Source organism: Pseudomonas sp. BF-R-19 (genome assembly GCF_019956445.1).
GTDB lineage: Bacteria > Pseudomonadota > Gammaproteobacteria > Pseudomonadales > Pseudomonadaceae > Aquipseudomonas > Aquipseudomonas fluorescens_BH.
In genome coordinates this window covers 34,207-54,788 of sequence record NZ_JAHBDN010000049.1, presented here as the reverse complement: position 1 = coordinate 54,788, position 20,582 = coordinate 34,207, and the positions used below count along the sequence as shown (strand labels likewise).

The window sequence follows — 20,582 nt, the reverse complement described above, 5'->3', positions numbered from 1 at the left end:
CTTTATAGGTGCTGATCTGCATGGTGAGATGCGAATCAATTGCATTGGCTATAACGAGACGTACGGGGTTTGGCTATCGAGTAAAAATAATTCTCATTCAGTTCAAGATGACCAGCGCCGGGAATTCCTGGAGCCGGGCCGAGGTGATGTGTGCCAGGGAGCGAACCACGTCCAGCGGCTGATCGAGGCGGTAGTTGCCGGTCACGGTGATATCGGCCAACTGTTCGTTGTTGTTGATGATCCAGCCCGGGTAGTAGCGGCGAAGTTCTGCCAGCACTTGGTTCAACGGGCAGTTTTCGAACACCAGCCGTCCCTGGACCCACGCCAGGTCGGTGGCGGCATCCAGCTTGGCCGGGCGGTCGAAGCCGTTGGGGCCGATGCGAATGCTTTCCCCGGCGGACAAGCGCACCCGCGCGTCATCCCGGGTGGCGCGCAAGTCGACATCGCCGCGTTGCACCCGCACCTGCGCCACGCCGTCGAGGTAACGCACGGCAAATGCGGTATCGCGAACGCTGGCCGTGACCGGGCCGGCGTCGATTTCCAGTGGTTGGCCGCGATTGGCCTGCACTTCGAAAAACGCTTCGCCCTGATACAGGCGGGCAACACGTTGCTGGTCGTTGATGGTGCTTGAGAACGCCGAATTGGTATTGAGCAGGACCTTGGACCCATCCTCCAGTTGCAGGCGCTGGCGCTCGCCGACCACGGTCAGGTGATCGGCCTGCAGGCGCATCGGCAAACTGCTGAAACTGAACAGCCCGAGCAGCAGCACGGCGGCGGTGGCCAGTGGTTTCCAGTGCGGACGCAGACGGGCGAGGACAGTGACTTTCGCCGGACGGGCGGCCAGGCTTTGCGCGCATAACGCCACTTGCGGGCCGTCCCAGATCGCCTGGGCCGTGGCGAACGCCTGGGCATTCAACGGATCGGCGTCGAGCCATGCATGGAATTGGCGGCTCTGCTCCTCGTCGGGACTGCCAAGCACGATCAGCCAGTCCAGGGCCTGGTCCATCGCGCTTGCGGGGTCCTGCGCCGATGAAGGCTCAGGGGAGCGGTGGTTGTCCGTCACGGTGTTTCCTCGGCAGTGTCTGTGCACGGCTGTTTTTTTAGTGAAGCGTAAAGGTGGGCCAAGGGTAGCAAAGCCCGATGATCAGCGCAGTCGGTCCAGATAAGCGCAGGGCCTTGGCGCTCAGTTGGCGTTCAAGCGATCGGCAACCCCGATGCAGATCGACATGATCAATTTGAGTTCTTTCTGCACGGTGCTGAGGGACACGTTCAGCTCCTCGGCGATTTCCTGGTAGCTGTGCCCGTGCAGGCGGCTGAGGATGAAAATCCGCTGTTGGCGGGCGCTGAGTTGACCGAGGCTCACGTTCAGGCGCTCCAGCAATTGTTCGGCGTGGGCGGCGTCTTCGGCGCTGCTGGTGGGGGCGGCGATGCTGTGCACCACCTCCTGCGGCACGTCGTCGACCATGGTGCGCGAATGGATGCGCCGCGCGCGCAAATGGTCCAGCGCCAGGTTGCGCGCCGTCTGGAAGACAAAGGGCTCAAGATGATCGATGGCCCGTTCGCTCAATGCACGGGTCACCCGCAGGTAGGTTTCCTGCAGGAGGTCTTCAGCAGTGCTGTGATTGTTGACCATCCGTTCCAGCGTGCGCAGCAGGGAGGTGCGCTGGGCGAGGAAAACGTGGTTGAAGCGCGACTGACTCACGGGAGAACCTGATCCATTTCGAGTAGATGATAATGCTTATCATCTACTCGAGTGGTCAAGTACTGATTTGTGAAGCTTTACGCGCGACCCTGCAAATAGGTGGCGTAATCGGGAATCCGATGGAGGTGCGCCTGATCCATCAGCGGGCTGCTGAGCAGATAGTCGGCGCTGCATTCGTTGCACGCCACCGGGATGTTCCACACCGCCGCGACCCGCAGCAACGCCTTGATATCCGGGTCGTGGGGCTGGGGTTCGAACGGGTCCCAGAAAAACACCAGCATGTCGACCCGCTGCTCGGCGATTTGCGCACCGAGCTGTTGGTCGCCGCCCAGTGGCCCGCTGATCATGCTTTGCACCGGCAGGTCGAGGCGTTGTTGCAACAACAACCCCGTGGTGCCGGTGGCGACCAGATCATGCTGGGCCAGTCTGTCTTTTTGCCGTTCGGCCCAGTCCAGCAAGAACACCTTGCAGTGGTCATGGGCGACCAGGGCGATACGCTTGCGCGCCGCCATGGTCTTTTGCGTAAAGCTGATGCCGATCATCGATGGTTGCTCCGGGCTTATTCAGCATTGCACAGCGCCAGGCAGTTATCGAGCATGCGGTTGGAGAAGCCCCATTCGTTGTCGTACCACGCCAGTACCTTGAGCAGCTTGCCGGTGGATTTGGTGTGGTTGGCGTCGAAGATCGACGATAGCGGGTTGTGGTTGAAGTCACTGGAGACCAGCGGCAGGGTGTTGTACCCAAGGATCTTCGAGTGCTGGCTGGCTTCTTTCATCAGCGCATTGACGTCCTCTGCGCTGGCTTCTTTTTTCAGATGCACCGTCAGGTCCACCAGCGACACATTGATCACCGGTACGCGCACCGACATGCCGGTCAATTTGCCCGCCAATTCCGGCAGCACCAGGCCCACCGCTTCAGCAGCACCGGTCTTGCTCGGGATCATGTTCTGGGTGGCCGAACGGGCGCGGTACGGATCGACGTGATAGACGTCGGTCAGGTGCTGATCGTTGGTGTAGGCGTGGATGGTGGTCATCAGGCCGCTTTCGATTCCCAGCTCGCGATGCAGCACCTGGGCCACCGGGGCCAGGCAGTTGGTGGTGCACGACGCGTTGGAAATGATCTGGTGCGATTGGCGCAGAATGTCGTGGTTCACCCCGTAAACGACGGTGGCGTCGGCGCCTTTGGCCGGGGCCGAGATGATCACTTTGCGCGCGCCGGCCGTAATATGCGCGGCGGCCTTGGCCCGGTCGGTGAACAGACCGGTGCATTCGAACACCACATCAATCTTTTCCGCGGCCCAGGGCAGGTCGGCCGGGTTGCGGATGGCGCTGACCGAAATGCGGTCGCCGTTGACCGTCAGGCTCTCCTGATCGTGTTGGACATCGGCATCGAACGTGCCGTGAACGGTGTCGTACTTGAGCAGATGAGCATTGATCGCGCTGTCGCCCAGGTCGTTGATGGCGACGATCTGCAGATCCTGACGGTAGCCCTGGGTATAGAGTGCGCGCAGGACATTACGGCCGATGCGGCCAAAACCATTGATTGCGATTCGAAGAGTCATAGTGCGGCGCTACCGTCGTTTTGTTGTTGGAATTACAAGATTATTCGTAAAAAAATAGAAAACAAGCCTTTTTGATGGCAATATTTTGTTCGATCTACAACGAGTGACCTGAATCAACTGGTCCGAATGGTCAAATAAACCGTCTGTCATCCCATCGACACCGGCCTTTGATCAGCATAGACAATCAGGTCGCCACATCCGTTAGCCTGGAGTTCTACACATGCATCCCCGCGTCCTTGAGGTCACTGAACGGCTTATCGCCCGCAGCCGCGCCACGCGTGAGGCCTACCTTGCATTGATCCGCGGTGCGGCCAGCGACGGTCCGATGCGCGGCAAGCTGCAATGCGCCAACTTCGCCCATGGCGTGGCCGGTTGCGGCAGCGACGACAAGCACAGCCTGCGGATGATGAACTCCGCGAACATCGCGATAGTTTCGTCATATAACGACATGCTCTCGGCGCACCAGCCGTACGAAGTCTTCCCCGAACTGATCAAGAAAGCCCTGCGCGAAATCGGCTCCGTCGGCCAGTTCGCCGGTGGCACGCCGGCCATGTGCGATGGTGTGACCCAGGGCGAGCCGGGCATGGAGCTGAGCCTGCCGAGCCGCGAAGTGATCGCGTTGTCCACGGCCGTGGCGCTGTCCCACAACATGTTCGACGGCGCGCTGCTGCTCGGCATTTGCGACAAGATCGTGCCGGGCCTGATGATGGGCGCGCTGCGCTTTGGCCATCTGCCGATGATCTTTGTGCCGGGCGGGCCGATGGTGTCGGGCATTTCCAACAAGCAGAAAGCCGACGTGCGCCAGAAGTACGCCGAAGGCAAGGCGACCCGCGAAGAGCTGCTGGAATCGGAGATGAAGTCCTACCACAGCCCTGGTACCTGCACCTTCTACGGCACCGCCAACACCAACCAGTTGCTGATGGAAGTCATGGGCCTGCACCTGCCGGGCGCGTCCTTCGTCAACCCGAACACGCCATTGCGCGACGCCTTGACCCGCGAAGCCGCGCACCAGGTCACGCGCCTGACCAAGCAGAACGGTGACTACATCCCGATCGGTGAAATCGTCGACGAGCGTTCGCTGGTCAACTCGATTGTCGCGCTGCACGCCACCGGCGGCTCGACCAACCACACCCTGCACATGCCGGCCATTGCCATGGCGGCGGGTATTCAATTGACCTGGCAGGACATGGCCGACCTCTCCGAAGTCGTGCCGACCCTGAGCCACGTGTACCCGAACGGCAAAGCCGACATCAACCACTTCCAGGCCGCGGGCGGCATGTCGTTCCTGATCCGTGAACTGCTGGAAGCCGGGTTGCTCCACGAAAACGTCAACACCGTGATGGGCCACGGCCTGAGCCGCTACACCCAGGAGCCGTTCCTCGACAATGGCCAACTGGTCTGGCGTGAAGGCGTGACCGACAGCCTCGATGAAAGCATCCTGCGCCCAGTCGCCCGCGCGTTCTCGGCAGAGGGTGGCCTGCGGGTGATGGAAGGCAACCTCGGTCGTGGCGTGATGAAAGTCTCCGCCGTGGCCGTGGAAAACCAGGTCGTCGAAGCGCCGGCCATGGTGTTCCAGGATCAGCAGGACCTGGCCGATGCATTCAAGGCCGGTTTGCTGGAAAAGGATTTTGTCGCGGTGATGCGCTTCCAGGGTCCACGCTCCAACGGCATGCCGGAGTTGCACAAGATGACGCCGTTCCTCGGCGTGCTGCAGGATCGCGGCTTTAAAGTCGCGCTGGTGACCGACGGGCGCATGTCCGGCGCGTCGGGGAAAATCCCGGCGGCCATTCATGTCAGCCCCGAAGCTTACGTAGGCGGCGCTTTGGCGCGGGTGCAAGAGGGCGATATCATCCGCGTCGATGGCGTCAAAGGCACCCTGGAGCTTAAGGTGGACGCCGAAGAATTTGCAGCGCGCACACCGGCCAAAGGTCTGTTGGGTAACAACATCGGCACCGGTCGCGAGCTGTTCGGTTTCATGCGCATGGCCTTCAGCTCGGCGGAGCAGGGCGCCAGCGCCTTCACTTCTGCCCTGGAGACGCTTAATTGAAACTGGCTTTGGTCGGTGACATCGGTGGGACCAACGCACGTTTCGCGTTGTGGAAAAACCAGCAACTGGAATCGGTCCAGGTGTTGGCGACAGCAGATTTCCCCAGCCCGGAGGAGGCAATCAGCCTCTACTTGAGCGGCCTGGGGTTGGCTCCGGGGGCGATCGGTTCGGTGTGCCTGTCGGTAGCGGGCCCGGTGAGTGGTGATGAATTCAAGTTCACCAACAATCACTGGCGCCTGAGCCGCAAGGGCTTTTGCCAGACCTTGCAGGTGGATCAGCTGTTGCTGGTCAACGACTTCTCGGCCATGGCCCTGGGCATGACCCGTTTGCAGCCCGGCGAATACCGCGTGGTCTGCGAAGGCACGCCGGAGCCGTTGCGCCCGGCGGTGGTGATTGGCCCGGGCACGGGCCTGGGCGTCGGCACCTTGCTCGATCTGGGCGAGGGCCGATTTGCCGCGTTGCCGGGGGAGGGTGGTCACGTCGATCTGCCGTTGAGCAGTCCGCGTGAAACTCAACTCTGGCAGCACATCTTCAACGAAATTGGCCATGTCAGTGCAGAGACAGCCCTGAGCGGCGGCGGCTTGCCCCGCGTCTACCGGGCGATCTGTGCGGTGGATGGGCACACGCCGGTGCTCGACACACCGGAAGCGATTACCGCTGCCGGGCTGGCGGGCGACCCGATTGCCGTGGAAGTGCTTGAGCAGTTCTGCTGCTGGCTGGGTCGCGTGGCCGGCAACAACGTACTGACCACCGGCGCGCGTGGTGGCGTGTACATCGTTGGCGGAGTGATTCCGCGCTTTGCCGATTTCTTCCTCGAAAGCGGTTTCGCCCGGTGCTTCGCCGACAAGGGTTGCATGAGCGATTACTTCAAGGGGATTCCGGTGTGGCTGGTGACGGCGCCGTATTCGGGATTGATGGGTGCGGGTGTGGCCTTGGAACAATCTCTCCCAGCCTGAAATACGATCAAAATGTGGGAGCGGGCTTGCTCGCGAATGCGGTTTTACATTCAACATATTCGTTGACTGATACACCGCCTTCGCGAGCAAGCCCGCTCCCACAATTGTTCTTCAGTGTTTGTAAAATCGGTGCTTAAGGCATAATCCGCCCAATTCAAACAACAAGGACGCCGCCCCGTGAGCTCAGTCAACAAGTCGATTTTGTTGGTCGATGACGATCAAGAGATACGCGAGTTGCTGGATACCTACCTGACCCGCGCCGGTTTTCAGGTACGTACCACGCCCGACGGTGCCGGCTTTCGCCAGGCGCTGAACGAGGCACCGAGCGATCTGGTGATCCTTGATGTGATGTTGCCCGACGAAGACGGCTTCAGCCTGTGCCGCTGGATTCGCCAGCATCCGCGCCAGGCGCAAGTGCCGATCATCATGCTCACCGCCAGTTCCGACGAAGCCGACCGTGTCATCGGCCTGGAACTGGGCGCTGACGATTACCTCGGCAAGCCCTTCAGCCCACGGGAATTGCAGGCGCGGATCAAGGCGTTGCTGCGCCGCGCGCAGTTCGGTCAGGAACGTAGTGGCGGTGAGGTGCTGGCTTTCGATGACTGGCGGCTGGACATGGTCAGCCATCGGCTATTCCACATCGACGGCGAAGAGGTGATTCTCTCGGGCGCCGACTTCGCGCTGCTGAAGCTGTTCCTCGATCACCCGCAGGAAATCCTTGACCGCGACACCATCGGCAACGCCACCCGCGGCCGTGAACTGATGCCGCTGGATCGCATCGTCGACATGGCGGTCAGCCGGTTGCGCCAGCGCCTGCGCGACACGGAAAAACCGCCACGGCTGATCCGCACCGTGCGTGGTAGTGGCTACCAACTGGCAGCCAATGTGGTTGCCGGCAATGGCCACTGAGTCTTTGCGCAAACTCGCCGCCAAGGTGCCGATGCCGCGTTCACTGCTTGGGCGGATGTTGTTGCTGACCTTGCTGGCGGTGTTGTTTGCCCAGACGTTGTCGAGCGTGATCTGGGTGTCGCAACTGCGCGCAACGCAGCTCGAGGGCCTGGTCACCAGCGCCCGCAGCCTGGCCCACTCAATGACTGCCAGCGTCAGTTATTTCCGTTCGTTGCCAGTGGCGTATCGCCCCTTGGTGCTCGACCAGTTGCGCAGCATGGGCGGCACCCGGTTCGTGGTGACGCTCAACGACAAACCCCTGGGCATGGAAGTGCTACCCATCACCCCGCGCAAAGAGGCGGTGCTCAAAGCTGTGGACGAAGTGCTGCGCCAGTCACTCGGCCAGGACACGGTCATCTCGGTGACCTTCGTCAGCCCGGAAGACCTGCGCATCTTCAATGGCGGCCTGAAGCTCGATGAGTTGCCACGCTCCTGGGCGCACTACGCGTTGACCCTGGAGCCGGTGAATCCGCCGGTGCTGGTCACGCAGATCCAGATGGCGCCGGGCGAATGGCTGTACATTGCCTCGCTGTTGCCCGAGCCCTACACCAGTCTTGAAGAGCAGGGCCTGCCGGCGCAGCAGGTGTGGTTCATCGTCCTGACCAGCAGCTTTTTGCTGTTGTTCATCGGCCTGCTGGTGCACTGGCAAAGTCGTCCGCTCAAGCGCCTGGCGCGGGCGGCACGGGACCTGTCGCTGGGGGCCGACGTGGAGCCGGTGGCCGAGGGCGGCGGCAGCGAAGTGGTCGAGGTCGGGCGCGCCTTCAATACCATGCGCGAGCGCATCAGCCGTTACCTCACCGAGCGCAGCCAGTTGTTCAGCGCCATTTCCCACGACTTGCGCACGCCGATCACCCGCTTGCGCCTGCGGGTTGAATTGCTCGAAGACGAAACGCTGCAAGCCAAGTTCGGGCGCGATCTGGACGAACTCGAATTGCTGGTCAAGGGCGCGCTGCAATGTGTGAAAGACACCGACATCCACGAGAACATCGAGCCGGTGGACCTCAACCATGTGCTCGATTGTCTGGTGGAGCCGTACCTTGCCCCCAATGGCAACGGCCGCGTGACCCAGCAAGGGCGGGCACTGGCGGCGTACCCGGGCAAACCGCTGGCGCTCAAGCGCTGCATCGGCAACCTGATCGACAATGCGTTGAAGTACGGGCAGAACGCGCACCTGCACATCGATGACGACGAAAGCGCGTTCATCCTGCATGTCGATGATGAAGGGCCGGGCGTGCCGGAGCAGCGCCTGGAGCAGGTGTTCGAACCGCACTTCCGCCTGGCCGGGCAGCAGCAGGGGTATGGCTTGGGGCTGGGGATTGCCCGCAACATTGCCCATAGCCATGGCGGTGAGGTCAGCTTGCAGAATTTGCGTGAGGGCGGATTGCGGGTGACCCTGCAGTTACCCCGCAGCGTTGACTAGTCAGACCGCGTTATCGTTCTTCGCGAGCAAGCCCGCTCCCACATTTGACCGAGTTCATCCAGATGGAATGCGATCAAGTGTGGGAGCGGGCTTGCTCGCGAAGGCGTCAGATCATTCAACACATACCTCAAGATGAATGTCACAGCCTGGTGACATAACCCACCCCCTTCGTTACAAGCCTGCCTTCCCCCGTTGTTTATGCTGCCCCACAGTCATAACAACAAAAAAGGTACGCCATGGACACCTTCCAACCGGCCTTCAGCAGTTGGCTGAACGCACCTGCCCATCAGCAATGGCTCGCCGCCGAAGGCTTGCGCCTGCTGGCCTTCGCCAAGGCTTCGAAGCTGCCTGAAGGCTTCGGCAACCTCGATGAAAAAGGCCGCCTCGCGGCTGATGCGCAAGCCCAGACCATGAACACCGCGCGCATGACCCACAGCTTCGCCATGGCCCACATTCAGGGCTTGCCGGGTTTTGCCGAGCTGGTGGATCACGGCGTTGCCGCCCTGCGCGGACCATTGCGCGACGCGCTGCATGGCGGCTGGTTCGCGGCTGCCGAACATCGCGACGGCAATACCGGCAAGAATGCCTACCTGCACGCTTTCGTCGCGCTGGCCGCCAGTTCTGCGGTGGTCGCGCAGCGCCCCGGTGCGCAAGCCTTGCTCGATGATGCCATCGACATCATCGACACCTGTTTCTGGAGCGAAGAAGAAGGCGCGATGCGCGAGTCTTTCAATCGCGACTGGAGCGAAGAGGAGGCGTACCGGGGCGCCAACAGCAACATGCACGCCACCGAAGCCTTCCTCGCCCTGGCCGATGTCACCGATGACAACCGCTGGCTGTGCCGTGCCCAGCGCATCGTCGAGCGCGTGATCCATGATCACGCCGCCGCCAACGATTACCTGGTGATCGAGCATTTCGACCGCGCCTGGCAGCCGCTGCGGGACTACAACCGCGACAACCCCGCCGACGGCTTCCGCCCCTACGGCACCACGCCGGGCCATGGTTTCGAGTGGGCGCGGCTGTTGCTGCACCTCGAGGCGTCGCGGGTGAGAGCGGGGATGCTCACACCGGGCTGGCTGGTCACCGACGCGCAAAAACTGTTCGAGCACAATTGCCTCCACGGCTGGGATGTCGATGGCGCGCCGGGCATTGTCTACACCCTGGACTGGGACAACAAAGCGGTGGTCCGCCATCGCCTGCACTGGACCCATTGCGAAGCCAGCGCCGCCGCCAGTGCCTTGCTCAAACGCACAGGCGATGAACAATACGAACACTGGTACCGACTGTTCTGGGAGTTCTGTGACAGTCATTTCATCGACCGCGAAGGTGGCAGCTGGCATCACGAACTCGACCCTCTGAACCGCCCGAGTGCCGATATCTGGCCCGGCAAACCCGACCTTTACCACGCCTGGCAAGCCGTGCTGATTCCGCGCCTGGCGCTGGCGCCGAGTATGGCCACGGCGCTGGCGCAGCTGTCCCAGAGCGGTTCTATGTAACCATGCGGTGACACTCGCGCATCCCTTCGTTACCTGCGAGGGGATATCTCCTGTTTAGAATCTTATGCAGCGCAAGCAACAGACTTGCATGCATAACAACAAGAAAGGTGCTCCTAGATGAATGCGATTTCTCGCCTCGCTACTGTCATTTCTCTCGCTTCCCTGTCTGCACTCCCTCTCAGTGTCCTGGCCGCCGAATCCAAAGGTTCCGTTGAAGTCGTTCACTGGTGGACTTCCGGTGGTGAAAAAGCAGCGGTCGATGTCCTGAAGGCTCAAGTCGAAAAAGACGGCTTCACCTGGAAGGACGGCGCAGTCGCCGGCGGTGGCGGTTCCACGGCCATGACCGTACTCAAGAGTCGCGCCGTAGCCGGCAACCCGCCGGGCGTTGCACAGATCAAAGGTCCGGACATCCAGGAGTGGGGCAGCACTGGCCTGCTCAGCACCGACGCGTTGAAAGACGTTTCCAAGGCGGAAAACTGGGATGGCCTGCTGTCGAAGAAAGTCTCCGATACCGTGAAGTACGAAGGTGACTACGTCGCCGTTCCGGTGAACATTCACCGGGTGAACTGGCTGTGGATCAACCCGCAAGTGTTCAAGAAAGCCGGGATCGAAAAAGCCCCGACCACCCTCGAAGAATTCTATGCCGCCGGCGACAAGCTCAAAGCCGCCGGCTTCATCGCGCTCGCCCACGGCGGTCAGCCTTGGCAGGACAGCACCGTATTCGAAGACGTGGTGCTCTCGGTCATGGGCGCCGACGGTTACAAGAAAGCCCTGGTCGACCTGGACCAGAAAACCCTGTCCGGCCCGCAGATGACCAAGTCCTTCACCGAGCTGAAAAAGATCACCACCTACATGGACCCGAACCGCGCCGGTCGTGACTGGAACATCGCCGCCGCCGAGGTCATCAACGGCAAGGCCGGCATGCAGATGATGGGCGACTGGGCGAAAAGCGAGTGGACGGCGGCGAAGAAAGTCGCGGGCAAGGACTACCAGTGCGTAGCGTTCCCGGGCACTGAAAAAGCCTTCACCTACAACATCGACTCCCTGGCGGTGTTCAAGCTCAAGGCCGATCGCAAGGGCGACATCGCTGCCCAGCAAGACCTGGCCAAGGTCGCCTTGGGTACCGACTTCCAGAAAGTCTTCAGCATGAACAAGGGTTCGATCCCGGTGCGTAACGACATGCTGAACGAAATGGACAAGCTCGGCTTCGACGAGTGCGCGCAGAAGTCGGCCAAGGACTTCATCGCGGACGACAAGACCGGCGGCCTGCAACCGAGCATGGCGCACAACATGGCCACCTCCCTGGCCGTACAGGGCGCGATCTTCGACGTGGTCACCAACTTCATGAACGACAAGGATGCTGACCCGGCCAAGGCCAGCGCCCAACTGGCCTCGGCTGTCAAAGCTGCCCAGTAATTCGTGATCGGCCGCAGGCAGGTCCTGCGGCAAACCCCAGAGAGAGCTCCGTCCCAATGTGGGAGCGAGCTTGCTCGCGATAGCGGTGTAACAGACGACATCTATGTTGAATGTCAGTCAGCTATCGCGAGCAAGCTCGCTCCCACAGGGTGGAACTCTGTCCGGATTTCACTTCTCCACCTGGATTATCCCGATGAGCTCTGTGGCGGTTTTCAGCAAAGCCTCACCGTTCGATGCGCTGCAACGCTGGCTACCCAAGTTGGTACTGGCGCCGAGCATGCTGATCGTGTTGGTTGGTTTCTACGGTTACATCATCTGGACGTTCATTCTGTCCTTCACCAACTCCAGCTTCATGCCGAGCTACAAGTGGGTCGGCCTGCAGCAATACATGCGCCTGATGGACAACGACCGCTGGTGGGTCGCGAGCAAGAACCTCGCGTTGTTCGGTGGCATGTTCATCGGCATCAGCCTGGTGCTGGGTGTATTCCTCGCCGTGCTGCTGGACCAGCGCATTCGCAAGGAAGGCTTCATCCGCACCGTCTACCTGTACCCGATGGCGCTGTCGATGATCGTCACCGGTACCGCGTGGAAGTGGCTGCTCAACCCAGGCCTGGGCCTGGACAAGATGCTGCGTGACTGGGGCTGGGAAGGCTTCCGTCTCGACTGGCTGGTGGATCAGGATCGTGTGGTGTACTGCCTGGTGATCGCCGCCGTGTGGCAAGCCTCCGGGTTTGTCATGGCGATGTTCCTCGCCGGTCTGCGCGGCGTCGATCAATCGATCATCCGTGCCGCGCAAGTCGACGGGGCGAGCCTGCCGACCATCTACCTGAAGATCGTCCTGCCGAGCCTGCGCCCGGTGTTCTTCAGTGCCTTCATGATCCTGGCGCACATCGCGATCAAGAGCTTCGACCTGGTCGCGGCGATGACCGCGGGCGGTCCGGGTTACTCCTCCGACCTGCCGGCGATGTTCATGTATTCCTTCACCTTCAGCCGTGGCCAGATGGGCATCGGTTCGGCCAGCGCCATGCTGATGCTCGGCGCCGTGCTGACCATCCTCGTGCCGTACCTGTACTCCGAGCTGCGAGGCAAACGCCATGACTAATCAACTCGGCAAATCGGGCATCAGTTTCAGCCGCATCGCGATCTACGCCACCCTGCTGTTGGCAGCGGCGGTGTACCTGATCCCGCTGGTGGTGATGCTGCTGACCAGTTTCAAATCCCCGGAAGACATCCGTACCGGCAACCTGTTGAGCTGGCCGACCGTGATCGACGGCATCGGCTGGATCAAGGCCTGGGACGTGGTCGGCGGCTACTTCTGGAACTCGGTGAAGATCACCGTGCCGGCGGTGCTGATTTCCACCTTCATCGGGGCCATGAACGGCTACGTGCTGTCGATGTGGCGCTTCCGTGGTTCGCAACTGTTCTTCGGCCTGCTGCTGTTCGGCTGCTTCCTGCCGTTCCAGACCGTGCTGTTGCCAGCCTCGTTCACCCTCGGCAAGTTCGGCCTGGCCAACACCACCACCGGCCTGGTGCTGGTGCACGTGGTCTACGGCCTGGCGTTCACCACGCTGTTCTTCCGCAACTACTACGTGAGCATTCCGGATGCGCTGGTCAAGGCCGCAAGGCTCGATGGCGCGGGCTTCTTCACGATCTTCCTGAAGATCCTGCTGCCGATGTCGATCCCGATCGTGATGGTCTGCCTGATCTGGCAGTTCACCCAGATCTGGAACGACTTCCTGTTCGGCGTGGTGTTCGCCAGTGGCGACGCCCAGCCAATTACCGTGGCCCTGAACAACCTGGTCAACACCAGCACCGGGGCCAAGGAATACAACGTTGATATGGCCGCCGCGATGATCGCCGGGCTGCCGACACTGCTGGTCTACATATTCGCTGGCAAGTATTTCCTGCGTGGGCTGACGTCCGGCGCGGTCAAGGGGTAGAAACATGGCAACTCTCGAATTACGCAACGTCAACAAGACCTACGGCCCCGGCTTGCCGGACACCCTGAAAAACATCGAACTGAAAATCGATGACGGTGAGTTCCTGATCCTGGTCGGCCCGTCGGGCTGCGGCAAGTCGACCTTGATGAACTGCATCGCCGGCCTGGAAACCATCAGCGGCGGCGCGATCCTGGTGGACGACGCCGACATCAGCGGCATGAGCCCCAAGGATCGCGACATCGCCATGGTGTTCCAGTCCTACGCGCTGTACCCGACCATGAGCGTGCGCGACAACATCGCCTTCGGCCTGAAGATCCGCAAAATGCCGACCACGGAAATCGACGAAGAAGTCGCTCGGGTGTCCAAGCTGTTGCAGATCGAACATCTGCTCAGCCGCAAGCCCGGCCAGCTCTCCGGCGGCCAGCAACAGCGCGTGGCGATGGGCCGTGCCCTGGCGCGGCGGCCGAAGATTTATCTGTTCGACGAACCGCTGTCCAACCTCGACGCCAAGCTGCGGGTCGAGATGCGCACCGAAATGAAACTGATGCACCAGCGCCTGAAAACCACCACGGTCTACGTGACCCACGACCAGATCGAAGCCATGACCCTGGGCGACAAAGTGGCGGTGATGAAGGACGGGATCATCCAGCAGTTCGGTACGCCGAAAGACATCTACAACAACCCGGCCAACCTGTTCGTGGCGAGCTTCATCGGTTCGCCGCCGATGAACTTCATTCCGCTGCGCTTGCAGCGCAAGGACGGTCGTCTGCTGGCGTTGCTCGACAGCGGCCAGGCCCGCTGCGAGTTGCCGCTGGGCATGCAGGACGCCGGTCTCGAAGACCGCGAAGTGATCCTCGGCATGCGCCCTGAGCAGATCATCCTGGCCAACGGCGAAGCCAATGGTTTGCCGACCATTCGTGCCGAAGTCCAGGTCACCGAGCCGACCGGACCCGACACCCTGGTCTTCGTGAATCTCAACGACACCAAGGTCTGCTGCCGCCTGGCACCGGACGTGGCGCCAGCGGTGGGCGAGACCCTGACCCTGCAATTCGATCCGGCGAAAGTGCTGCTGTTCGATGCCAAGACGGGTGAGCGACTGGGGGTCGCCGGGGTGCCGAAAACCGAAGCGCACGCTGACAACGTCGCACAATTCAAAGGCCGCTGAAGATCAAGAAATGTGGGAGCGGGCTTGCTCGCGAAAGCGGTGGATCAGTCGACATCTGCGTTGAATGGCACACCGCATTCGCGAGCAAGCCCGCTCCCACAGGGGGATTCGCAATGCACGGCCTGTCGCGCATTGCACCGGATGTAACCGCGTTAAAAAAAAGAAAAGTTAATAACAATAAAACGAGGAAGTAGGGATGAAGATGAAGAACAAGGCCCGGTTGATCTGCCAGGTTTCAGCAGCGGCAGCACTGGTTCTGGCCGGCAATGCGATGGCCGATGAAGCGTTCAGCTCCGACTCCAAGTGGATGACGGGCGACTGGGGGGGCGAGCGTACCAAGCTGATCGAGCAAGGCATCGACATCAAGATGGACTACGTCGGTGAAGTCGGCGGCAACCTCAACGGCGGCTTCAACGATGACAAGACCGCGCGCTACGCCGACCAGTTTGGCCTGGGCGCGGCGCTGGACCTGGAGAAACTGTTCGGCTGGGATAACACCCAGGCCAAGATCCAGCTCACCAACCGTAACGGTGAGAACATCTCCAACGACCGTATCGGCGATCCGCGTGCCGGCACCTTGAGTTCCTCCCAGGAAGTCTATGGTCGCGGCCACATGGTCCGACTGACCCAGCTTTGGATTCAGCACCAGTTCTTCGACAACAAACTGGACGTAAAAGCCGGTTACTTCGGTGAAGGTGAAGACTTCAACACCTTCCCGTGCGAATTCCAGAACCTGGCGTTCTGCGGATCCCAGGTGGGTAACTGGGCGACCAACATCTGGTACAACTGGCCGGTCAGCCAGGCGGCGATCCGCGTGAAGTACAACATCAATGACGAGCTCTACGCACAGATCGGCGCGTACAACCAGAACACGTCGCAACTGGAGCACGGTAACGGCTTCAAGCTCAGCGGCAGTGGCACCAATGGCACCGTCCTGCCGGTCGAATTGGTCTGGTCGCCGAAGGTCAACAACCTGCCGGGCGAATACCGTGTCGGTTACTACAAAAGTACCTCTGATGCCGACGACGTTCTCGAGGACGACAACGGCCAGAATGCAGCGACCACTGGCAACCCTTATCGCGTCCACGATAGCAAGCACGGCTATTGGTTCGTCGCGCAGCAGCAGCTCACCAGCCACAACGGTGACGCTTCCCGTGGTCTGAACATCGCGGCCAACGCTACTTTCCACGACAAGGACACCAACTTCATCGACAACTACCAGTCGCTGATGTTCGTGTACAAGGGCCCGTTCGACGCGCGTCCGAAGGATGACGTGGGCATCGGTTTCGCCCGTATCCATGTCAACGATGACGTGAAGAAAAACGCTGAGCTGACCAACGCGGCCAACGGTGTTTCGGAATACGACAATCCGCTGTTCTCGCCCATTCGTGAAACCGAATACAACTACGAGATCAACTACGGCTTCCACGTGACCAACTGGCTGACCGTACGTCCCAACCTGCAATACGTCACTCACCCGGGAGGTGTGGATGAAGTCGACAACGCGCTGGTGGCCGGCCTGAAAATTCAGTCGGTGTTCTAACGCGTCTGCGATAAGCTTCTCTCCATGTGCGCATATTTGCGGACAGCCATGGCTGTCCGCTTTTTTTTGCGGGCCGCGCACCCCGGTGACAGTTGATTTCAGGACCGTGGCACATGCTTGAGCATCCGCTACAACGCTTCTTCAAATCCTTGCGCGAGCGTCCGGTGTTCGCCTGGGAGCGCTATCAGACGCGCGACGTGCTGGTGATCGATCATCCGCTGTGTCAGGCGGTGTTCAGCCGTCAGGGCGCGCAGCTGTTGCACTTCCAGCCCAAGGGCCAGAAACCCTGGTTGTGGTGCGCGGCGAAGTGGCCTCAGGTCGGCGCCATTCGCGGTGGCGTGCCGGTGTGTTGGCCGTGGTATGGCCGGCATCCGAGCGAAAACGCCTGGCCGTCCCATGGCTGGGCGCGGTTGCTCGACTGGAAGCTGCTCGACAGTAACAGTGACGACGATGGCGTGCGATTGCACTGGCAACTGAAGCTGTGCGACTGGCAGGTGGACCTGCACGCGCACCTGGGCGAGCGCATGGAACTGCGCCTGAGCACCGAGCATCAGGACGACATGCCGTGCCAGTTGAGCCAGGCTTTGCATGCTTACTGGCGTATTGGCGATGTCAGCGAGATAGCGCTGTCTGGGCTCGAAGGCGCGCAGGGTTACGACCAGTTGAGCCGGCAGGTTTGTCAGCAGGAAGGCGAGTTACGCGTGGACGGCGGATGCCAGCGGGTGTTCCAGCATGACGGCGAATTGCAGCTCAACGACCACGCCTGGCAGCGGGCGTTGTGCATTGATACCGGGGATACGGCCGACACGGTGGTGTGGCATCCCGGCTCGCGGCCATTGCTCGGCGTGACCTGGAACGAGATATCCGAATTTGTCTGTGTAGAAGCGGCGAGTGGAGGCACCGACAGCCTGTGCCTGAAACCGGGGGAGCGGGCGCATTTGAGTTTGCAGGCGCGGGTGGGGGTTTAGTTCTGGATCTTGTGGTGTCTGGGCTGGCCCCTTCGCGGGCAAGCCCGCTCCCACAGGTGACCCGGTTCCGTCAGAACGAATGCGGTCAAATGTGGGAGCGGGCTTGCTCGCGAAGGCGTCCTTTCAAGCAATAAAGATTCAGGATCGGTCAGTTGAACTCGTCACCCACCGGATACCGGCTCGCGTTCAAACTCTCCTTGATCTTGCGCAAATGCGGCTGGAAATCCACGCCCCGGCGCAAGGTCATGCCGGTGGCGAGCACATCCAGCACGGTCAGCTGGATGATCCGCGACGTCATCGGCATGTAGATGTCGGTGTCCTCCGGCAACGGGATGTTCAGGCTCAGGGTGCTGGCCTTGGCCAGTGGCGAGTTCTCGGCGGTCAGGCCAAGCACCGAGGCGCCGTTTTCCCGGGCGATGCGCGCCACTTCCACCAGTTCGCGGGTGCGACCGGTGTAGGAAATGATCACGAACAGCTCGCCGGTATGGGCAACCGAGGCAATCATGCGCTGCATCAGCACATCCGCGTGGGCCGTGACGGCAAGGTTGAAACGGAAGAACTTGTGCTGCGCATCCAGTGCCACCGGGGCCGAGGCGCCGAGGCCGAAGAAGTGGATCTGCCGGGCCTGGATCAGCAGGTCGACGGCGCGGCTGATCAGGTTCGGGTCCAGTGCCTGGCAGGCGCTGTCCAGCGAGGCGATGGCGCTGCCGAAGATCTTCTGGGTGTAGGCCTCCGGATTGTCGTCGGCTTCCACCGCACGGCTGACATAGGCGGCGCCACTGGCCAGGCTCTGGGCCAGTTGCAGCTTGAGCTCGGGGTAGCCGCTGACGCCGAACGAACGGCAGAAACGGTTGACCGTCGGTTCGCTGACCGAAGCGGCCTGGGCGAGGGCGGCGATGCTGAAGCGGGTGGCCTGCTGCGGGTTGAGCAGGATCACCTCGGCGACTTTGCGTTCGGCCTTGTTCAGCTCTTCAAGGCGATTCTGGATTTGCTCCAGTAAATTTCGCACGCGGTCCATATAAGTTTCCTTGATTCACCGGCACCGATAAGCGCGCGGCTAATGCAAAAAGGGCCTTTGGTGAGGCCCGTAACGGTGGCCTATCCTACTGATGGCTCCGACCGACCACCACTCGGAATCTGTATTTTGCGAAAATGTTGTGGTTATTACTACATTTTCCCTTGAGTGATGCCTTGAAAAAAGGTATTTGTAGCTTAACTTGATAAAAGAACAAACATCATGCTCTCGATTACGGTTGAACCGTGCACCTTTGCCTTGTTCGGCGCCCTTGGCGATCTGGCCTTGCGCAAGCTGTTTCCTGCCCTTTATCAACTCGACGGCGCCGGCCTGTTGCACGAGGACACGCGGATCATCGCGCTGGCTCGTGAGCCGGGCAGCGAGCAGGAACACCTGGCGTTCATCACCTCCGAGCTGCGCCGCTATGTCGGTGCCAAAGAGCTGGATGAAGCCGTGGTCGAGCGTTTTCTGGCGCGCCTGAGCTACCTGCACGTCGACTTCCTCAACCCCGATGATTATGTGGCCCTGGCCGAATCCGCAGGCAGTTCGCAGCGGGTCATCGCCTACTTTGCTACCCCGGCAGCGGTCTACGGCGCGATCTGCGAGAACCTGGCGAAAGTCGGCCTGGCGGAAAACACCCGCGTGGTGCTGGAAAAACCCATCGGTTCGGACCTGGAATCCTCGCGCAAGGTCAACGACTCCGTAGCGCAGTTCTTCCCGGAGAACCGCACCTACCGCATCGACCACTATCTGGGTAAAGAGACCGTCCAGAACCTGATCGCCCTGCGTTTCGCCAACAGCCTGTTCGAAACCCAGTGGAACCAGAACTACATTTCCCACGTGGAAATCACCGTGGCCGAGAAGGTCGGTATCGAAGGCCGCTGGGGTTACTTCGACAAGGCCGGCCAGCTGCGGGACATGATCCAGAATCACCTGCTGCAACTGCTCTGCCTGATCGCCATGGACCCGCCGGCCGACCTGTCCGCCGACAGCATCCGCGACGAGAAGGTCAAAGTGCTCAAGGCCCTGGCGCCGATCAGCCCGGAAGGCCTGACCACTCAAGTGGTGCGCGGCCAGTACATCGCTGGCTACAGCGAAGGCAAAGCGGTACCGGGGTATCTGGAAGAACCCAATTCCAACACCCAGAGCGACACCGAAACCTTTGTCGCCCTGCGTGCCGACATCCGCAACTGGCGCTGGGCCGGCGTGCCGTTTTACCTGCGTACCGGCAAGCGCATGCCGCAGAAGCTGTCGCAGATCGTCATCCACTTCAAGGAACCGTCGCACTACATCTTCGCTCCCGAGCAGCGCCTGCAAATCAGCAACAAGCTGATTATCCGCCTGCAGCCGGACGAAGGCATTTCCTTGCGTGTCATGACCAAAGATCAAGGCCTGGACAAGGGCATGCAGCTGCGCAGCGGTCCGTTGCAGCTGAATTTTTCCGACACCTGGAGCAGCGCACGGATTCCCGATGCCTACGAGCGGTTGTTGCTGGAAGTGATGCGCGGCAATCAGAACCTGTTTGTCCGTAAAGATGAAATCGAAGCCGCGTGGAAGTGGTGTGACCAGTTGATCGCCGGGTGGAAAAAATCCGGTGATGCGCCCAAGCCGTACGCGGCCGGGTCCTGGGGGCCGATGAGCTCCATTGCATTGATCACGCGGGACGGGAGGTCGTGGTATGGCGATATCTGATTTGAAACTGCCGCAGGGCGTCAGCGCCCATGCATACAAGAGCCCGGTGCTGCTGGCTGAAAGCCTGGCACTGAACGTGGCGAAACAACTGAGCGACGCGATCGACGCCCAGGGCACTGCGACCCTGGTGGTTTCCGGTGGCCGCAGCCCGGTGGCATTTTTCCAGCACCTGGCCAAGCAGACGCTGGACTGGTCGAACGTGGTGATCAGCCTGGCCGACGAGCGTTGGGTACCGGTGGAGCACGCCGACAGCAACGCGGGTCTGATCAAGCGTTACCTGCTGCAAGGCCTGGCGGCCAAGGCGCAGTTCCTGAGCCTGTACAGCGCCAGCGCCAACCTGGAACAGGCGGCCGAGCAGGCCGACCGTTTGCTGTCGGAGTTGCCGGTGATCGACGTGCTGATCCTCGGCATGGGCGATGACGGCCACACCGCGTCGCTGTTTCCCAACAGCCCGAACCTTGCCGAGGCATTGCAGGCCGATGGCGTCCGTCGTTGCTGGCCGATGCTGGCGCCGACCGTGCCGCATCAGCGCCTGACCATGAGCCGCGCACTGCTGGCCTCGGCCAAACACAAGGTTCTATCGATTTCCGGTCAGTCCAAGCTGACCACCCTGAGTACCGCACTGGCCGGTGACGATGTCGCCGCAATGCCGATTCGCGCGTTTCTGCAACCCACGTTAGAGATTTACTGGTGCCCATGAGCCAAGGAACAGC

At 61.0% G+C, this 20,582-nt stretch carries 18 protein-coding genes; 13 read left to right on the top strand and 5 right to left on the bottom strand.

Translation table 11 applies throughout. The annotated features are described in order from the left end of the window. Window positions 1-97: 97 nt before the first annotated feature. The 4 genes from KGB28_RS13560 to gap form a co-directional block, all read right to left on the bottom strand. Entirely contained in the window at window positions 98-1,063 is a 966-nt protein-coding gene (locus KGB28_RS13560) for a FecR family protein (protein ID WP_223445800.1), read from the bottom strand. Between the two features lie 120 nt (window positions 1,064-1,183). Beyond that, a complete protein-coding gene (locus tag KGB28_RS13555) occupies window positions 1,184-1,702 on the bottom strand; it encodes an RNA polymerase sigma factor (RefSeq protein WP_223445798.1) in 519 nt (172 codons plus the stop codon). 77 nt (window positions 1,703-1,779) lie between these two features. Further along, entirely contained in the window at window positions 1,780-2,244 is a 465-nt protein-coding gene (locus KGB28_RS13550; RefSeq protein ID WP_057713543.1) for a methylglyoxal synthase, read from the bottom strand. A gap of 17 nt (window positions 2,245-2,261) precedes the next feature. Beyond that, on the bottom strand, window positions 2,262-3,263 hold the full coding sequence (gene gap / locus KGB28_RS13545; RefSeq protein ID WP_223445796.1) for a type I glyceraldehyde-3-phosphate dehydrogenase: 1,002 nt from the start codon (window positions 3,261-3,263) through the stop codon (window positions 2,262-2,264). A 220-nt stretch (window positions 3,264-3,483) separates the two neighbouring features. Here gap and edd point away from each other — a divergent pair, with 220 nt between their 5' ends. From edd to KGB28_RS13490, 11 genes are all read left to right on the top strand, one after another. Next, complete coding sequence (gene edd, locus KGB28_RS13540) at window positions 3,484-5,310, top strand: phosphogluconate dehydratase (protein ID WP_223445794.1); 1,827 nt, start codon at window positions 3,484-3,486, stop codon at window positions 5,308-5,310. After that, entirely contained in the window at window positions 5,307-6,266 is a 960-nt protein-coding gene (locus KGB28_RS13535) for a glucokinase (RefSeq protein ID WP_223445792.1), read from the top strand. The genes edd and KGB28_RS13535 overlap by 4 nt, the downstream gene beginning before the upstream one ends. Window positions 6,267-6,443: 177 nt before the next feature. Then, complete coding sequence (locus KGB28_RS13530) at window positions 6,444-7,175, top strand: response regulator (protein WP_223445790.1); 732 nt, start codon at window positions 6,444-6,446, stop codon at window positions 7,173-7,175. A 31-nt stretch (window positions 7,176-7,206) separates the two neighbouring features. Next, entirely contained in the window at window positions 7,207-8,634 is a 1,428-nt protein-coding gene (locus KGB28_RS13525; RefSeq protein WP_219098057.1) for an ATP-binding protein, read from the top strand. 236 nt (window positions 8,635-8,870) lie between these two features. Continuing rightward, complete coding sequence (locus KGB28_RS13520) at window positions 8,871-10,130, top strand: AGE family epimerase/isomerase (RefSeq protein WP_223445788.1); 1,260 nt, start codon at window positions 8,871-8,873, stop codon at window positions 10,128-10,130. Window positions 10,131-10,247: 117 nt separating this feature from the next. Continuing rightward, window positions 10,248-11,546: an ABC transporter substrate-binding protein gene (locus KGB28_RS13515; protein ID WP_223445786.1), complete on the top strand. Its 1,299-nt coding sequence runs from the start codon at window positions 10,248-10,250 to the stop codon at window positions 11,544-11,546. 193 nt (window positions 11,547-11,739) lie between these two features. Next, window positions 11,740-12,648, top strand: coding sequence for a carbohydrate ABC transporter permease (locus KGB28_RS13510; protein WP_008032969.1), 909 nt, complete (start codon window positions 11,740-11,742; stop codon window positions 12,646-12,648). Beyond that, on the top strand, window positions 12,641-13,486 hold the full coding sequence (locus tag KGB28_RS13505; protein ID WP_007974434.1) for a carbohydrate ABC transporter permease: 846 nt from the start codon (window positions 12,641-12,643) through the stop codon (window positions 13,484-13,486). The genes KGB28_RS13510 and KGB28_RS13505 overlap by 8 nt, the downstream gene beginning before the upstream one ends. A 4-nt stretch (window positions 13,487-13,490) precedes the next feature. After that, window positions 13,491-14,651 (top strand): ABC transporter ATP-binding protein, encoded by a 1,161-nt coding sequence (locus KGB28_RS13500; RefSeq protein ID WP_223445784.1) that lies wholly within the window; start codon window positions 13,491-13,493, stop codon window positions 14,649-14,651. 196 nt (window positions 14,652-14,847) lie between these two features. Then, entirely contained in the window at window positions 14,848-16,194 is a 1,347-nt protein-coding gene (locus KGB28_RS13495; protein ID WP_223445782.1) for a carbohydrate porin, read from the top strand. Between the two features lie 113 nt (window positions 16,195-16,307). Then, the gene (locus KGB28_RS13490; RefSeq protein ID WP_223445781.1) at window positions 16,308-17,162 is read left to right on the top strand and encodes a D-hexose-6-phosphate mutarotase; all 855 of its coding nucleotides are present in this window, start codon (window positions 16,308-16,310) and stop codon (window positions 17,160-17,162) included. 148 nt (window positions 17,163-17,310) lie between these two features. On the opposite strand, the gene KGB28_RS13485 is transcribed toward KGB28_RS13490, so the two are convergent. Further along, complete coding sequence (locus KGB28_RS13485) at window positions 17,311-18,171, bottom strand: MurR/RpiR family transcriptional regulator (RefSeq protein WP_170948639.1); 861 nt, start codon at window positions 18,169-18,171, stop codon at window positions 17,311-17,313. A 228-nt stretch (window positions 18,172-18,399) separates the two neighbouring features. Between KGB28_RS13485 and zwf the strand changes: the two genes are divergently transcribed. Beyond that, entirely contained in the window at window positions 18,400-19,869 is a 1,470-nt protein-coding gene (zwf, locus tag KGB28_RS13480) for a glucose-6-phosphate dehydrogenase (protein ID WP_223445779.1), read from the top strand. Continuing rightward, window positions 19,856-20,569 carry a 6-phosphogluconolactonase gene (gene pgl, locus KGB28_RS13475; protein WP_223445777.1) on the top strand — a complete coding sequence of 238 codons (714 nt, stop codon included), beginning with the start codon at window positions 19,856-19,858 and terminating at the stop codon, window positions 20,567-20,569. The genes zwf and pgl overlap by 14 nt, the downstream gene beginning before the upstream one ends. Window positions 20,570-20,582 lie beyond the last annotated feature (13 nt).

Coding starts and splice junctions, on each gene's coding strand:
- KGB28_RS13490 (WP_223445781.1), top strand. CDS start 16,308: ATGCTTGAGCATCCGCTACAACGCTTCTTCAAATCCTTGCGCGAGCGT.
- KGB28_RS13525 (WP_219098057.1), top strand. CDS start 7,207: ATGCCGCGTTCACTGCTTGGGCGGATGTTGTTGCTGACCTTGCTGGCG.
- KGB28_RS13505 (WP_007974434.1), top strand. CDS start 12,641: ATGACTAATCAACTCGGCAAATCGGGCATCAGTTTCAGCCGCATCGCG.
- gap (WP_223445796.1), bottom strand. CDS start 3,263: ATGACTCTTCGAATCGCAATCAATGGTTTTGGCCGCATCGGCCGTAAT.
- zwf (WP_223445779.1), top strand. CDS start 18,400: ATGCTCTCGATTACGGTTGAACCGTGCACCTTTGCCTTGTTCGGCGCC.
- KGB28_RS13515 (WP_223445786.1), top strand. CDS start 10,248: ATGAATGCGATTTCTCGCCTCGCTACTGTCATTTCTCTCGCTTCCCTG.
- KGB28_RS13550 (WP_057713543.1), bottom strand. CDS start 2,244: ATGATCGGCATCAGCTTTACGCAAAAGACCATGGCGGCGCGCAAGCGT.
- KGB28_RS13510 (WP_008032969.1), top strand. CDS start 11,740: ATGAGCTCTGTGGCGGTTTTCAGCAAAGCCTCACCGTTCGATGCGCTG.
- KGB28_RS13500 (WP_223445784.1), top strand. CDS start 13,491: ATGGCAACTCTCGAATTACGCAACGTCAACAAGACCTACGGCCCCGGC.
- edd (WP_223445794.1), top strand. CDS start 3,484: ATGCATCCCCGCGTCCTTGAGGTCACTGAACGGCTTATCGCCCGCAGC.
- pgl (WP_223445777.1), top strand. CDS start 19,856: ATGGCGATATCTGATTTGAAACTGCCGCAGGGCGTCAGCGCCCATGCA.
- KGB28_RS13520 (WP_223445788.1), top strand. CDS start 8,871: ATGGACACCTTCCAACCGGCCTTCAGCAGTTGGCTGAACGCACCTGCC.
- KGB28_RS13495 (WP_223445782.1), top strand. CDS start 14,848: ATGAAGATGAAGAACAAGGCCCGGTTGATCTGCCAGGTTTCAGCAGCG.